A 15,779-nucleotide genomic window follows, 5' to 3' on the forward strand; every position below is an offset into this window, starting at 1 on the left:
AGTGAATAATGGCAGGTTCTCTCAATGAAATCAAGTCAAAAATTGCATCAACTAAGAAAACCAGTCAAATCACCGGTGCCATGCAGATGGTTTCGGCTTCTAAATTAGCCAAATCAGAGCAATTAGCGCAATCCTTTCAGATCTACGCTAGTAAGGTTCGTCAGATTACAACGGATCTCTTGCGTGGAGAATTGATGGCTTCAGATACAAGCAATCCAATGCTGATTCGCCGTCCAGTTCAAAAATCTGGTTATATTGTCATTACCTCTGACAGTGGACTAAAAGGTTCATATAATTCCAGTATTTTGAAGGCTGTGATGGGGATGATTGAACAGGACCATGACTCGAAAGATGAGTATGAGATTATTGCTATTGGTAGTATGGGAGCAGATTTTTTCCGTGCTCGTGGTATCAATCCTGTCTTTGAATTGCGCGGTTTAGCAGATAACCCAAGCTTTGAAGAGGTTCAAAAAATCATTTCTAAGTCTGTTGAGATGTACAAGAATGAACTCTTTGATGAGTTGTATGTTTGTTATAACCACCATGTCAATAGTTTGACCAGTCAGGTGCGTGTACAACAGATGCTTCCTGTAGAAGATTTGGACCACAATGAAGCAGATGGTTATACAGCTACCTTTGAGTTGGAACCAAACCGTGAGGTTATTTTGGAACAACTCTTGACTCAATATGCAGAATCAACTATTTATGGAGCGATTTTGGATGCTAAAACTGCTGAAAATGCAGCAGGTATGACAGCCATGCAGACAGCGACGGATAATGCTAAGAATGTCATTAACGATTTGACAATCCAATACAATAGGGCTCGTCAGGCAGCGATTACTCAGGAAATTACTGAGATTGTAGCTGGTGCCTCAGCCCTTGAGTAATAGAAATAGAGGAAATAGAATGAGTTCAGGCAAAATTACTCAGGTTGTCGGACCAGTTGTAGACGTTGCGTTTGCAGCAGAAGATAAACTTCCTGAGATTAACAACGCACTCGTTGTATATAAAAATGATGATTCCAAACAAAAAGTCGTGCTTGAAGTGGCTTTGGAACTTGGTGATGGCGTTGTACGGACCATTGCCATGGAATCAACGGATGGATTGACACGTGGGATGGAAGTTCTCGATACAGGTCGTCCCATCTCTGTTCCAGTCGGTAAAGAAACGCTGGGTCGTGTCTTCAATGTGTTGGGAGATACCATTGACCTTGAAGAGTCTTTTCCGGCAGATTTTGAACGTGAGCCTATCCATAAGAAAGCGCCAGCTTTTGACGAATTATCTACTTCAAGCGAAATTTTGGAAACAGGGATTAAGGTTATCGACCTCCTAGCACCTTATCTAAAAGGTGGTAAGGTTGGTCTCTTCGGTGGTGCCGGTGTTGGTAAAACCGTTCTTATCCAAGAATTGATTCACAATATTGCCCAAGAACACGGTGGTATCTCTGTGTTTACCGGAGTTGGCGAGCGTACCCGTGAAGGGAACGATCTTTACTGGGAAATGAAAGAATCAGGTGTTATTGAAAAAACGGCCATGGTATTTGGTCAGATGAATGAGCCACCAGGAGCCCGTATGCGTGTTGCTCTTACTGGTTTGACCATTGCGGAATACTTCCGTGATGTGGAAGGGCAGGATGTTCTTCTGTTCATCGACAATATCTTCCGTTTCACTCAGGCTGGTTCAGAAGTGTCTGCCCTCTTGGGCCGTATGCCATCAGCCGTTGGTTATCAGCCAACACTTGCAACTGAGATGGGACAATTGCAGGAGCGTATTACCTCAACCAAGAAGGGTTCAGTTACATCTATTCAGGCTATTTACGTACCTGCGGATGACTATACAGACCCAGCTCCAGCGACAGCTTTCGCTCACTTGGATTCAACAACCAACTTGGAACGTAAGTTGACTCAGCTTGGTATCTACCCTGCGGTGGATCCATTGGCATCATCATCTCGTGCGCTTTCTCCACAAATCGTTGGTGAAGAGCACTATGCAGTGGCTATGGAAGTAAAACGTGTTCTTCAACGTTACCAAGAATTGCAAGATATTATTGCCATTCTCGGTATGGATGAATTGTCAGATGAAGAGAAGACCTTGGTTGGTCGCGCTCGTCGTATCCAATTCTTCCTCTCTCAAAACTTCAATGTTGCGGAGCAATTTACAGGAATGCCGGGTTCTTATGTGCCAGTAGCTGAAACGGTGAAAGGCTTTAAGGAAATCTTGGACGGCAAACACGACCATCTACCAGAAGATGCCTTCCGAAATGTTGGTTCAATTGAGGATGTGGTCGCTAAAGCTGCTAAAATGAAATTCTAGAGGTGGCTTATGGGACAAATGACTGTACAAATCGTAACACCAGACGGTATCAAATATGACCATCATGCAGCATTTGTTTTGGTCAAAACGGTTGATGGTGAGATGGGTGTCTATTCTGGACATGAAGAACTGATTGCAGTTTTGGAAATCGGTGAAATGAAAGTACGTCGTGTTGATGATGAAAACCATGTAGACTGGATTGCGGTCAATGGTGGAATCATTGAAGTCAACAAGGATATTATTACGGTCATTTCTGATTCCGCTGAGCGGGAACGGGATATTGATATTAGTCGTGCGGAACGTGCCAAATTGCGCGCGGAACGTGAATTGGAAGAAGCACAGACTGCTCGTAATATTGATATGGAGATGCGTGCAACAGTCGCCCTCCAACGTGCGATAAATCGTATCCGTGTTGGGAAACATTAATCTATATGGGATTGAACTTGGTTCAGTTCCATTTTTTAATTTCATGGTATAATGGAAACATGGTAATTTCAATTTTACAGTTTTTTAGTCATATATTGTTTATCTATCTGGCTCATCATCTCTTGGTTACAACAGTTGATTGGTCACGGTGGTTGAAGGTAACGGGGGACAATCAGCGTAAAATCAATTTGCTGATTCTCTTTCTGGCAATAGCACTGGGGTACTTGGTCTCGACTTTCTTTTTAGAATTGTTGATGATGGGACGCTCTTTTGCAAATATGTGATTTAAGTAAGAAAAGGATAAGAAATGGATACAATTATTGTTACAGCTAGTAAAAACGGTTTGAAAGGACAGGTTGAGATTGAGGGGGCGAAGAATGCCGTTCTGCCTTTATTGGCAGCAACAGTTCTAGCAAGTCAAGGGCAAACCAAATTGACTCAGGTTCCTATTTTGTCTGATGTCTATACAATGAATAATGTTGTACGTGGTCTGGGAGTTCGTGTGAAATTTGACGAGGAAACAAAGACTATCGATATTGACGCAACAGGTAAACTTGGTAGCGAAACTCCTTATAAGTATGTGAGTCAAATGCGCGCCTCTATTGTTATTCTTGGTCCGATTTTGGCACGCAATGGTTATGCTAAGGTTTCTATGCCAGGAGGTTGTACAATTGGTAGTCGTCCAATAGATTTGCACTTAAAAGGTTTGCAAGCTATGGGGGCTAAAATTAAACAACGAGCTGGTTATATTGAAGCGAGTGCAGAGAACTTGCAGGGAGCTCATATCTATCTTGATTTCCCAAGTGTTGGGGCAACGCAAAATTTGATGATGGCTGCAACTCTGGCGCAGGGCACAACGGTATTGGAAAATGCAGCGCGCGAACCTGAAATTGTTGACTTGGCTATTTTCCTAAACAAAATGGGGGCTAAAGTTAAGGGGGCAGGCACAGAGACGATTACGGTTACTGGTGTAGAAGAATTGACTGGCGCAGAACACCAAGTGGTGCAAGATCGTATCGAAGCGGGTACCTTTATGGTGGCAGCAGCAATGACTGGTGGCGATGTCTTGGTGAAGGATGCTGTCTGGGAGCACAATCGTCCACTCATTTCTAAGATGTTGGAAATGGGAGTTGAGGTGACGGAAGAAGCTGAAGGGATTCGAGTTCGTTCGCAAGTGGATAAGCTTAAACCTGTAACAGTAAAAACCTTGCCACACCCAGGCTTCCCAACAGATATGCAGGCTCAATTTACAGCCCTAATGGCAGTTGCAAAGGGTGAATCTACCATGATTGAAACGGTATTTGAGAATCGTTTCCAGCATTTGGAAGAAATGCGTCGGATGGATTTGCATTCGGAAATTTTACGAGATACAGCTATCATCACGGGAGGACAAGCTCTGCAAGGTGCTCAGGTTATGTCTACTGATTTACGAGCAAGTGCCGCTTTGATTCTGGCTGGTTTGGTTGCTGAAGGTGAGACGATTGTAGGTAAATTAACGCACTTAGACCGAGGTTACTATCGTTTTCATGAGAAATTAGCTGCTTTAGGTGCAACGATTGAACGTGTGAGTGGAGAAGATGAAAATGGATAAGGATAATCTTAGCTATGTTGGTAAAAATTTAATCTTAGTAGCAGTTGTTTTGTTGATTGCTATTTTGGTGTTTATTTTAGGATTAATGGTTGGTTACGGTGTCATAGGAGATGGAGACAATGTATTTGCGGTGTTGTCACCAGCTAAGTGGCAAGAACTAATCGGTAAATTTACAGGAAAGTAGGCTGGACCTGCTTTTTTGATGGAGAGAAAATGGCGAAGAAAAATGTAAAAAAACAAGCAATGAGTCTGCTCAGCTTATTGGCTACGATTGTTGTAGTAGCGGGTGGCTATCTTTTAAGTGATAACAAGAGCAGTAACGCTGCTGAATATTCCTATTATGTCAATCAGTCTAAGGCAAGTGAGAGCACACCTAGTCAGGAACTGGCTAGTTCGGTATTGACAGAAGATGTAAAAAAGCAACTGGGGAATTCGATTGAATGGAATGGTGCTGGAGCATTTATTATTAACGGGAATCAAACGGATTTAGATGCATCGGTTGCCAGTGTTCCTTATGGTGATAATAAGACAAAAACAGTCCAGGGAGAAATGGTTCCAACAGTAGCCAATGCGCTTTTAGCCAAATCTACACGTCAGTATAAGGACCGTGAAGAAACAGGAAATGGTCGAACTTCTTGGACACCTGCGGGTTGGCATCAGATTCATGATTTAACTGGAGAATATGACCATGCAGTGGACCGTGGTCACCTCCTAGGTTATGCTTTGATTGGTGGATTGTCTGGTTTCGATGCTTCAACCAGCAATCCTAAGAATATTGCAGTTCAAACAGCTTGGTCCAACCAAGCTAATGACCAAACTTCAACTGGGCAGAATTATTTTGAAAGTCAGATTCGGCGGGCCTTGGATAAAAATAAGCGTGTCCGCTATCGTGTGACCTTGGTGTATGCTGAGAGTGAAGACCTTGTTCCTGTCGGAAGCCATCTAGAGGCAAAAGCAGCAGATGGTAGCCTAGAGTTCAATGTGTTCGTTCCAAATGTGCAGAGTGGTCTCAGTATCAACTATCATAGTGGGGAAATTGCAGTAAATCAATAAATGGTCAGACGAATTCTCCCTCACTAAATCAAATATATCAGACGATTTTCACGTAAAATCGTCTTTTTTTACGTATAATTAAAAATATTTACAAAAACAGTTGACAAATCATCTGATGAATATTAGAATATAGTTAAAGAAAACGCTTACGACTTTGTCGTAGAAAACATTTAGGAGGAATTTCCAATGGAAAAACATGTTGAGCAACGTGTCGAAGACGTTACTTATAACAAAGCCAAGTTATGGCAAATCATATTATTTGCGATGAACAATTCATCGACGAATATTTACTTGGTTTCCTTTACTTTCGTGACTTATTTATCGACAGGTGTGCTTGGTCTTGCAGCCCTGTTTGTTAGTCAACTCATGGGCTATATTCGTATCTTTGATGGTTTCATTGATCCTACAATCGGAGTTATCATTGATAAAACGGATACTAAGTTTGGTAAATATCGTCCTATCTTGGTTTTGGGGAATATCATTACAGCAGCTTCTCTTTTTATGATGTTAGGTTTAAGTGGAGTTAGTGAGAGTCTCCGGCTTCCTCTATTCATCCTTGTTTTGATTATCCATAAAATTGGTTATTCATTGCAACAGACTATTACAAAAGCAGGACAAGTTGCGCTTACCAATGATCCAAAGCAACGTCCAATCTTTAATATTGTTGATGGTATTGCCACAACTGTGTTGATGACTGGTAGTCAGGTTGTTGTATCAGGGACATTGGTTCCGAAACATGGTGGTTTTACTCCAAGTTTCTTCCAAGAATTGTTCCTCGGTGTAGTAGTAATTTCAGCTGTTCTGGGTATTCTTGCTATTATCGGTATTTGGGAGAAAGACAACAAGAAATACTTTGGTCTTGGTGAGAAGACACAGGAAACTAAGTTGAAAGACTACTGGAAAGTTATCAAAGGAAACAAACCTTTGCAGGTTCTTTCAATCTCTGCAGCCTTTGTAAAATTTGTTGCTCAACTGTTTGGAGATTCCGTTATCGGAGTTATGCTGTATGGTATTATCTTCGGTGACTATGCTCTTTCTGGAAAAATGTCTATGCTTTTGATTTTGCCAGGTATTCTTGTAACAGTTGGTGCTGCGCAATTGGCTCGTCGTAAAGGTTTACGTTTTGCTTATATTACAGCGCTTCAACTTGGGATTGCTGGTCTTGTGACCTTGGCAGCAATGCTCTTTTCAGCTAAACCAGGTATGTTGGATTTGACAAATTGGAATCTCTACACAATTGGTTTCTTTGTTGTTTATATCATTGCTCGCTACGCATCTAGTGCTCCATCTGGTTTGGTATTGACCATGGGTGCGGATATTACAGACTATGAAACATCAGTATCTGGTCGTTACTTGTCAGGTATGATTGGGACTATCTTCTCATTGACAGACTCAATTGCTTCTTCATTTGCCCCAATGGTTGTTGGATTTGTATTAGCAGGTATCGGTTTTGGTAAAGAGTACCCAACTGTTGAAACAGCATTCTCAACAGATTTGAGAATGGCACTGATTGTCCTGTTGACAGTGATTCCAGCAGCGGTATTGAGCGTATCCTTGTTCTTGATGAAATTCTACAAACTAGACCGTGAAGAAATGGCTCGTATTCAAGAAAAAATCCATGTTATGAAAGCGGCAAAAGACGAAGAACGTGTGCGTGCGATTGCGAAAAATGTTCCATTATCTGATATGGATTATGTTGATGTAACCCAATATAAGGTTGATCAATACGACGATAAGTAACTAATTACGAATAACAAATAACTGACCTAGTTGGCGGATTCCAGCTGGGTCTTTCATCTAGGAGGCGGTATGAAAAAAATCTTAGCATTTGGAGAAGTTTTATTGCGGCTATCTCCTCCTCATTATCAGACCTTAACACAGGCCACGAGTTTAGATTGTCAGTTTGGTGGTTCGGAGTTGAATGTGTTAGCCAGCTTGGCTCAGCTTGGTCACTCAGTCGAGTTGGTGACGGCACTGCCTAAGAATGAAGTGGGAAAAATGGCAGAACACTTTCTCTTTGCACGGCAGATTGGACAGAAATATGTGATTCGAAAAGAGGGAAGGCTGGGGCTTTATTATTATCAAAAGGGTTTCTCCCTTAGACCTAGCCAGGTGACCTACGACCGTGATTATTCTGCTTTCAGCTTATCCAAGGAAGAAGATTATGATTTGGAAGGTATGTTTGACGGTGTCGATTGGTTTCATGTGAGTGGTATAACGGTCGCTTTGAATCCAGATATTTATCGACTGGCCTTTCGTTTGATGGAAATGGCAAAGGGGCAGGGTGTTAAGGTTTCCTTTGACTTGAATTATCGAGAAAGTTTGTGGTCTTCTTTTGAAGAAGCGAGGGAGAAATTATCTCCTTTTGTAGGTTTAGCAGATATTTGCTTTGGTCTAGAGCCTATTCAACTCTTCAATGAATCTGGTAAAGATGTGAAGGATGAATTGGGGTTGAAGCGCCCTTATGAAAATAAAGAAGTCTTGTTGGCGGTGGTCAAAGGTCTGGCGGAGACTTATTCTTTGCAAAGTCTTGCTTTTACCCAGAGGGAAATGACCTACAATAATGAATATTTGCTGAAAGCATACTTGTATCAAGATGGTATTCTTTATGAAACGGAAAAAGAATCCATTCAAGTTTTGGACCGAGTTGGGACAGGGGATGCCTTTACAGCAGGAATTATTTTGGGTTATTTGCAGGAAAAAATGCCACAGGAAATAGTCGACTTGGGGATAGCTAGTTTTCAATTCAAACATACCATTGAAGGGGACATTAATGTCATCAGTCAATCAGATATTGATTTGCTATTGAAAAAGGGGTCACGTGAAATAAAACGATAGAAAGAAGGAAAAAGTATGTTGTATCCTATACAAACAAAAACACGCTCAGTTTATTCTTTAAATGGAATATGGGCTTTTAAGCAAGGGAGCAATGATGTTCATAGTCTATTAGATACAGATGAAGTAATGGTTGTACCGAGTTCCTTTAATGATGTTGTTGTCGATAAAGCAAAGCGTCGTTTTGTCGGAGATAATTGGTATGAACTCACGGTGGCTCTCCCTGTCGTATCAGCTGATGAGGAGTTGGTTGTGCGTTTTGGTTCGGTGACGCATCAGGCCAAAGTCTATGCAGATGGCCAGCTAATCGGAGAGCATAAGGGTGGTTTCACACCTTTTGAATGCTTGATTCCATCAAACTTATACAACGCTGACCAATTCCGTTTGACAGTCTGTGCCAATAATGAGTTGAATTACACAACCCTTCCAATAGGGAATTATAGCGAAGAAGTGGATGAGAATGGTCAAATTGTGAAGACCGTCAAAGAAAATTTTGACTTTTTCAACTATGCTGGTATCCAGCGGACAGTCCATCTCTATAAACGTCCAAAAAATAGGATTGAGGATATTGTTATTCGGACGGAGCTAAATCAAGATTTGACTCAAGCGGTAGTGAATGTTGATGTGAAGACAGTTGGGCAGTACGATTCCATCTGTATGTCTATTTTAGATCAAGAGGGACAGGAAGTAGGTCTTCTTGAAAACGGACAAATGGTCATTGAACATCCACGCCTTTGGGAGGTCTTGGATGCCTATCTCTATACTGCTAAAGTTGAATTATTTGACGGAGAAAACTTGCTAGATACCTACTCAGAACAATTCGGCATTCGTAGTGTTGCGGTTGAAAATGGGCAGTTTTTCATCAATGGAAAACCGTTCTATTTCAAGGGATTTGGTAAACATGAAGATACCTTTATTAATGGTCGTGGTTTCAATGAAGCAGCCAATCTGATGGATTTGAATTTACTGAAGGATATTGGAGCAAATTCTTTTAGGACTTCCCATTATCCCTATTCTGAGGAAATGATGCGGCTGGCAGATCGTTTGGGAATCGTCGTTATTGATGAAGTGCCAGCAGTTGGCCTGTTCCAGCTTTTCAATGCAGCCTTGAATTTGACAGGTGATTCTGAAGAAGTAAAAAATACTTGGGAAGTTATGCAAACCAAGGAGGCTCATGAGCTGGTGATTGATGAATTGATAGCGCGTGATAAGAATCATCCTTCTGTAGTGATGTGGGTTGTTGCCAATGAACCGGCAGGGCATGAAAAGGGAGCACGTGCTTACTTTGAACCTCTGATTCAGCGCATGAGGGACAGGGATCCTTCTAAGCGTCCTGTGACCTTGGTCAATATTATGACAGCAACGCCTGATAAGGATGAGGTTATGGATTTGGTCGATGTTGTCTGTCTCAATCGTTACTATGGTTGGTATGTTGCTCATGGTGACTTGAAGGCGGCAGAGAAAGGGCTCCGTCAAGAGTTGGAGGCTTGGCAAAAACTTTATCCTGACAAGCCGATTTTGATTACGGAATATGGTGCAGATACTCTTCCAGGTTTGCATTCGATGTGGGATATTCCTTATACAGAGGAATTTCAGGTGGATTACTATGAGATGAACCATCGAGTCTTTGATTCTATTCCTAATTTAGTTGGTGAGCAGGTTTGGAATTTTGCTGATTTTGAAACCACGGTTGGTATTATTCGGATTCAAGGAAATCATAAGGGGTTATTCTCACGGAATCGTCAACCGAAGCAAATTGTTAGAGAAATAAAGAAACGTTGGACTGCCATTCCAAACTACCATTATAAGAGGAAATGAGCTATAATAGTAGCAAATAGAAAGTTGTATTGGAGGACCAAGCACATGGCGAAACCCTTGGTAGAAAAAGCATCGGAACGCTTATTGGAATTGATTTTGGAAAGAGGATATGAAGTTGGTGACAAGCTTCCAAATGAGTATGAATTGGCCCAAGATTTAGAAGTTGGACGTTCGACTGTTCGTGAAGCTGTTCGAAGTTTAGCTACTCGAAATATTCTGGAGGTGCGCCAAGGGTCGGGAACCTATATCAGCTCTAAAAAAGGAGTATCAGAGGATCCCCTAGGTTTTTCTTTGGTAAGAGACCGTGTAAAGTTGACGACAGATTTATTTGAAGTGCGGTATTTGCTTGAACCGAGAATTGCGGAGCGTGTCGCTCAGTTTGCCTCGGACGAAGATATTGCTCGACTAGAAGAAATTGTCCTTGCTATTGAAGAGGCCGTTGCTGCTGGAGACACGAAGCATCTGGAGTTGGATGTGAAATTCCACTGTATGCTGGCTGAGATGAGTGGGAATCTGGCAATGACTAGTCTGATGCCTGTCATTAATCAATCTATTCATCTGATCAATGAAAACTATTCAAATCGTCAGATGAAATCGGATAGTTTACAGGCCCACAGGAATATCTTAATGGCTATCAAGCAACGCCATCCTGTTGCAGCATATGATAGCATGTTAGCACATATTATATCAGTAAGACAGGTTGTTTTAAGCGAATGGTTCGATAAAGATATGACCTTGCATGGTCTCAATGATCATAAATAGAAATACAAAATATACTGCCCAGAAGAATTCTTCTGGGTATTTTTTGCTTTTTCATTGACAAATCATCTGATGAATTGTATACTATAGCTATAAATGACAACGCTTTCTAATTGGAGGTCAAGATGTTAAAGCAATTAAAAGAAAATTACTTTTTTGCAGTGATTCGCGGAAAAGATGAAGAAGATGCGAAAGAAATCGCTCGCCATGCGATTTTGGGAGGTATTCGAAATATTGAAATTACATTTTCGACTCCAAATGCTGCGACAGTGATCAAAGAATTACAAGAAGAGTTCTCAGACGATTCTTCCGTAGTCATCGGGGCGGGAACAGTAATGAATCTTAAGCTGGCACAAGAGGCCATTGACGCAGGGGCTAGTTTCCTGGTCAGTCCTCATTTTGATAAAGAAATTCAAGACTTGGCTCAAGAGGCTGAGGTATTCTACTTCCCAGGCTGTGCAACTGCAACAGAGATTGTCACAGCTAGTCAGGCGGGATGTCCTATTATTAAGCTTTTCCCTGGTGGCGTGTTGGGGCCTGGATTTATCAAGGATATTCACGGTCCTGTACCCCAAGTGGATTTGATGCCTTCTGGTGGCGTATCGGTTGAAAATGTTGCAGATTGGAAAAAGGCAGGTGCTTGTGCTGTTGGAGTCGGTTCGGCTCTGGCAAGTCGAGTGCAGGCTGAAGGCTATGAAAGTGTAACGACGATTGCTCGCAGTTTTGTTGCAGCTTTGGAGGGATGAAATGAGTTTTAATGATACAAACTTTATGCTAAAAAATGAGCCTGCTAAGGAGCTTTATGGGAAAATAGCAGAGCTTCCTATCTATGATTTCCATTGCCACTTGGATCCTAAGGAAATTTTTGAAGATAAGGTTTATGAAGATATTGTTGATCTGTGGCTGGGGGGTGACCATTATAAGTGGCGCTTGATGCGGGCTAATGGTATCTCAGAAGAAGAAATCACAGGTTCAGCAAGTAAACTAGATAAGTTTAAGGCTTGGGCAAGCACCTTGGAACGGGCTTTCGGAAATCCTCTCTATCATTGGAGTCATTTGGAATTGCGACAGGTTTTCGGTGTTGAGGAATTGTTGACCGAAGAAAATGCAGAGCGACTCTATCATCAGCTCAATGCCTATTTGCAAGACCATCAAGTTAGTCCACGAAAGCTAATTGCGGATGCTAGGGTGACCTTTATTGGGACAACTGACCATCCACTAGATAGCTTGGAATGGCATAAGCGCTTGGCTGCGGACCCAACTATAGATACTGTAGTGGCACCAACTTTCCGTCCAGATGAAGCCTTTATAGAACATCGAAATTTCAATCCATTTATTAAACGCATGGAAGAAGTAACAGGGGTAGCGGTAAAAGACTTTGCAAGTTTTGTAGAGGCACTTGGTCAGCGCGTTTCCTATTTTGCTCAACACGGTTGCCGAGCAAGTGACATCAGTTTTACGGCTATTTCATACGAAGAAGCAAGCCTTGAAGAGCTTGATGATATTTTACTAGCAAGACTTGCAGGTAAAGAGGCTGGCCAATCCAGTATCAATAAATGGCAGACTGCCATCTTTAGAGAATTGTGCCGATTGTACAAGAAACATGGTTTTGTGACACAAGTTCACTTTGGTGCCCTACGGAACAACCATACCGGACTGTTTGAAAAACTTGGAGCAGATGTAGGTGTGGATTCGATTGGAGACCAGACATGTCTGACTGTGAATTTGAATCGTTTGTTAGATAACTTGGTCAAGGAAAATGCCCTTCCAAAAATGATTTGGTACAATCTCAATCCAAGTTACAACATTGCTCTAGCCAATACTTTGGCGAATTTCCAGTCCAATGAGGAAGGGCTTCGTAGCCAGCTACAATTTGGTGCTGGTTGGTGGTTCAATGACACCAAGTTGGGCATGATTGACCAGATGAATGCCTATGCAGAACAGGGCATGCTTGCTAATTTTGTTGGTATGTTGACTGATTCGCGTAGCTTCCTGTCCTATCAACGGCATGATTATTTCAGACGCATTTTAGCGACCTATGTTGGTCAATGGATTGTTGATGAAGAAGTGCCTGAAGATTATGAACGTCTAGGTCAGTTCGTAGAAGCCATATCCTATTACAATGCCAAAGAATTTTTTGAACAATAAAGGAGAGTAAATCATGAAAATGTCATTTCGATGGTACGGGAAAAAGGATCCTGTCACCCTTGACCAGATTAAGGCAATTCCTGGAATGCAGGGAATTGTGACTGCTGTCTATGATGTACCGGTTGGTCAGGCTTGGCCCTTGGAAAATATTCTAGAGCTGAAAAAAATGGTAGAAGAAGCAGGACTTGAAATTACTGTTATTGAATCCATTCCTGTCCATGAAGACATCAAACAAGGGAAGCCAAATCGTGATGCGTTAATCGAAAACTATAAAACGTCCATCCGTAATGTCGGGGCTGCAGGTATTCCAGTTGTATGCTACAATTTCATGCCTGTGTTTGACTGGACTCGTTCAGACTTGCACCACCCACTTCCAGATGGTTCAACTTCCTTAGCTTTCCTCAAGTCTGATTTGGCAGGTGTTGATCCTGTGGCGGATGATTTGAACTTACCAGGTTGGGATTCATCCTATTCCAAGGAAGAAATGAAGGCTATTATCGAAAATTATCGTCAGAATATTTCTGAAGAGGATTTATGGGCGAATTTGGAGTATTTTATCAAAGCGATTATGCCAACGGCTGAGGAGGCTGGCGTCAAAATGGCCATTCACCCTGATGATCCTCCCTACGGAATCTTTGGTTTACCGCGCATCATCACTGGTCAAGAAGCCGTTGAACGATTTTTGAATCTCTATGATTCAGAGCACAATGGAATTACCATGTGTGTCGGATCTTATGCTTCTGATCCGAAAAATGATGTCCTTGCCATGACAGAATATGCTCTCAAACGCAATCGCATCAATTTTATGCATACGCGCAATGTGACGGCAGGTGCTTGGGGCTTCCAAGAAACTGCACATTTGTCACAGGCTGGTGACATTGACATGAACGCTGTTGTTAAATTATTGGTAGACTATGACTGGACTGGTGCCTTGCGTCCAGACCACGGTCGTCGTATCTGGGGAGACCAGACCAAGACACCTGGTTATGGTCTGTATGACCGAGCCCTTGGTGCAACCTACTTTAACGGTCTCTATGAAGCCAATATGCGAGCAGCAGGCAAGACGCCAGATTTTGGAATTACAGTCAAAACAGTTGGAAATAAGGAGAGCTAATATGTCACGTGTTATTGAGTTTAAGGATAAGGTTGTTGTTATTACAGGTGCAGGAGGCGTTCTTTGTGGCTATTTGGCAAAAGAATTTGCTAAGGCAGGTGCAAAGGTTGCGCTTTTGGACTTGAATGAGGTTGCGGCTCAGATCTTTGTTGATGAGATTGTAGCAGCAGGAGGCGTTGCGAAAGCCTATAAATCTAATGTTCTTTCTAAGGAAAATTTGGAAGAAGTTCGTCAGCAAGTCCTAGCAGATTTTGGTCCTGTAGACATATTAATCAATGGTGCAGGAGGCAATAATCCCAAAGCGACAACGGATAATGAGTTCCATGAGATTGGGTTGCCAGCTGATACCAAAACTTTCTTCGACTTGGATGAGGCAGGTATCAACTTTGTATTCAATTTGAACTATTTGGGAACCTTATTGCCAACACAGGTCTTTGCACAGGATATGATTGGTCGCTCGGGAGCAAATATTATCAATATTTCCAGCATGAATGCCTTTACTCCTTTGACAAAAATTCCAGCCTATTCAGGTGCCAAGGCTGCTATTAGTAATTTTACCCAATGGTTAGCAGTCCATTTTTCAAAAGTTGGCATCCGCTGTAATGCGATTGCGCCTGGATTCTTGGTTACCAACCAAAACCGTGGTTTGCTATTTGACGAGTCAGGTCAACCGACCGCACGTGCCAACAAGATTTTGACCAATACACCAATGGGACGGTTTGGTGAAGCCGAAGAGTTGGTCGGAGGAGTCTTCTTCTTGGCAGATGAGAAGTTGGCAAGTTTTGTCAACGGTGTTGTTTTACCGATTGACGGTGGCTTCTCAGCCTATTCAGGAGTCTGATGATGAAGATGGAATACGTATTTTGTGTGGACTCTGATGGCTGTGCCATGGATACCATGACCTACAAACATAAACTTTTTTTCGGCCCCTTGGCTGCAAATGTTTTTGATGTCAAAGATAAGGAACCGTTTTTAGCTGAATGGAATCGAGTCAATCTCTACTCCCGAGAACGTGGCATTAACCGTTTTGTAGGCTTAGTTAAAGGCCTAGAATTTGCAGGTGTGACTGGTATAGACAACTTGAAAAATTGGGTCGCGACCACAGATTCTTTGTCAAATGCTTCTCTGGAAAGATTGATAGAGGAGCAGCCGTCAAAAGACTTGGAATTAGCCTTAAAATGGTCCACTCAAGTCAATCAAGCCATTAAGCAGTATAGCGGTCCTGTTTTAGCCTTCATCGGCGTTCACAAGGGCTTGGAAAAATTGAGCCAGTTAGGAAAAGTCTACGTGGTTTCTTCTGCTAATAAGGAAGCAGTAGAAGAAGAGTGGACAGACCAAGGTTTGATGGACTTTGTTACAGAATTGTACTGTCAAGACCGTGGTAAGAAAGAAGATGTCATCAAACTGTTAATAGAGGAAGGGTATTGTCCTGATAAGATTATGATGATTGGTGACTCGCCTGGTGATTTGAAGGCGGCGGAATTGAACGGTGTCCATTTCTATCCTATTTTAGTAGGACGAGAGATGCAATCTTGGGCAGATTTGACAGAAACGATTGCAGATGAATTTGCTCATCAAGCATTCACAGGTGAGAAAGAAACAGAATTGATACAGGCATTTTGGAATAATTTAGACGACTAGAGAGAAGGGGGAGCAGGAAAGAACTCGACCATTCAAAGAAGAGTTCGTCAACAAGTCTTTATTTCTAGTTGTTGAGCTGAA

The 15,779-nt window shown here is 42.1% G+C and carries 16 protein-coding genes; all 16 read left to right on the forward strand.

Annotated features, from left to right (window positions below):
* Positions 1-8: 8 nt before the first annotated feature.
* Positions 9-887 carry a F0F1 ATP synthase subunit gamma gene (locus ODU34_RS06065; protein ID WP_002936012.1) on the forward strand — a complete coding sequence of 293 codons (879 nt, stop codon included), beginning with the start codon at positions 9-11 and terminating at the stop codon, positions 885-887.
* A gap of 19 nt (positions 888-906) precedes the next feature.
* The gene (atpD, locus tag ODU34_RS06070; protein ID WP_024407431.1) at positions 907-2,313 is read left to right on the forward strand and encodes a F0F1 ATP synthase subunit beta; all 1,407 of its coding nucleotides are present in this window, start codon (positions 907-909) and stop codon (positions 2,311-2,313) included.
* Positions 2,314-2,322: 9 nt separating this feature from the next.
* Complete coding sequence (locus tag ODU34_RS06075; RefSeq protein ID WP_002936007.1) at positions 2,323-2,739, forward strand: F0F1 ATP synthase subunit epsilon; 417 nt, start codon at positions 2,323-2,325, stop codon at positions 2,737-2,739.
* A 59-nt stretch (positions 2,740-2,798) separates the two neighbouring features.
* A complete protein-coding gene (locus tag ODU34_RS06080) occupies positions 2,799-3,023 on the forward strand; it encodes a DUF1146 family protein (RefSeq protein ID WP_012775178.1) in 225 nt (74 codons plus the stop codon).
* A 23-nt stretch (positions 3,024-3,046) separates the two neighbouring features.
* Positions 3,047-4,330, forward strand: coding sequence for a UDP-N-acetylglucosamine 1-carboxyvinyltransferase (murA, locus tag ODU34_RS06085; RefSeq protein WP_398578416.1), 1,284 nt, complete (start codon positions 3,047-3,049; stop codon positions 4,328-4,330).
* Positions 4,323-4,514, forward strand: coding sequence for a DNA-directed RNA polymerase subunit beta (locus ODU34_RS06090; RefSeq protein WP_012775177.1), 192 nt, complete (start codon positions 4,323-4,325; stop codon positions 4,512-4,514). Before murA ends, ODU34_RS06090 begins: the two co-directional genes overlap by 8 nt.
* Positions 4,515-4,543: 29 nt before the next feature.
* The gene (locus ODU34_RS06095) at positions 4,544-5,383 is read left to right on the forward strand and encodes a DNA/RNA non-specific endonuclease (protein WP_105179488.1); all 840 of its coding nucleotides are present in this window, start codon (positions 4,544-4,546) and stop codon (positions 5,381-5,383) included.
* Between the two features lie 186 nt (positions 5,384-5,569).
* Entirely contained in the window at positions 5,570-7,123 is a 1,554-nt protein-coding gene (locus ODU34_RS06100) for an MFS transporter (RefSeq protein WP_205014981.1), read from the forward strand.
* A gap of 69 nt (positions 7,124-7,192) precedes the next feature.
* Positions 7,193-8,221, forward strand: a complete 1,029-nt coding sequence (locus ODU34_RS06105) for a sugar kinase (RefSeq protein WP_105179490.1) — start codon at positions 7,193-7,195, stop codon at positions 8,219-8,221.
* A 15-nt stretch (positions 8,222-8,236) separates the two neighbouring features.
* Entirely contained in the window at positions 8,237-10,036 is a 1,800-nt protein-coding gene (gene uidA, locus ODU34_RS06110; RefSeq protein WP_105179491.1) for a beta-glucuronidase, read from the forward strand.
* 45 nt (positions 10,037-10,081) lie between these two features.
* Complete coding sequence (locus ODU34_RS06115; RefSeq protein WP_002938037.1) at positions 10,082-10,798, forward strand: FadR/GntR family transcriptional regulator; 717 nt, start codon at positions 10,082-10,084, stop codon at positions 10,796-10,798.
* 122 nt (positions 10,799-10,920) lie between these two features.
* A complete protein-coding gene (locus tag ODU34_RS06120; protein WP_105179492.1) occupies positions 10,921-11,541 on the forward strand; it encodes a bifunctional 4-hydroxy-2-oxoglutarate aldolase/2-dehydro-3-deoxy-phosphogluconate aldolase in 621 nt (206 codons plus the stop codon).
* A gap of 1 nt (position 11,542) precedes the next feature.
* Positions 11,543-12,943, forward strand: a complete 1,401-nt coding sequence (gene uxaC, locus ODU34_RS06125; RefSeq protein ID WP_105179493.1) for a glucuronate isomerase — start codon at positions 11,543-11,545, stop codon at positions 12,941-12,943.
* A 13-nt stretch (positions 12,944-12,956) separates the two neighbouring features.
* The gene (locus tag ODU34_RS06130; RefSeq protein ID WP_136646911.1) at positions 12,957-14,057 is read left to right on the forward strand and encodes a mannonate dehydratase; all 1,101 of its coding nucleotides are present in this window, start codon (positions 12,957-12,959) and stop codon (positions 14,055-14,057) included.
* Between the two features lies 1 nt (position 14,058).
* Positions 14,059-14,898, forward strand: a complete 840-nt coding sequence (locus tag ODU34_RS06135) for an SDR family oxidoreductase (RefSeq protein ID WP_136646910.1) — start codon at positions 14,059-14,061, stop codon at positions 14,896-14,898.
* Positions 14,898-15,698, forward strand: a complete 801-nt coding sequence (locus ODU34_RS06140) for an HAD family hydrolase (RefSeq protein ID WP_136646909.1) — start codon at positions 14,898-14,900, stop codon at positions 15,696-15,698. The genes ODU34_RS06135 and ODU34_RS06140 overlap by 1 nt, the downstream gene beginning before the upstream one ends.
* Positions 15,699-15,779: the final 81 nt, after the last annotated feature.

The organism is Streptococcus sp. 2018WUSS126, from assembly GCF_044427425.1.
Taxonomy (GTDB): Bacteria; Bacillota; Bacilli; order Lactobacillales; family Streptococcaceae; genus Streptococcus; species Streptococcus hashimotonensis.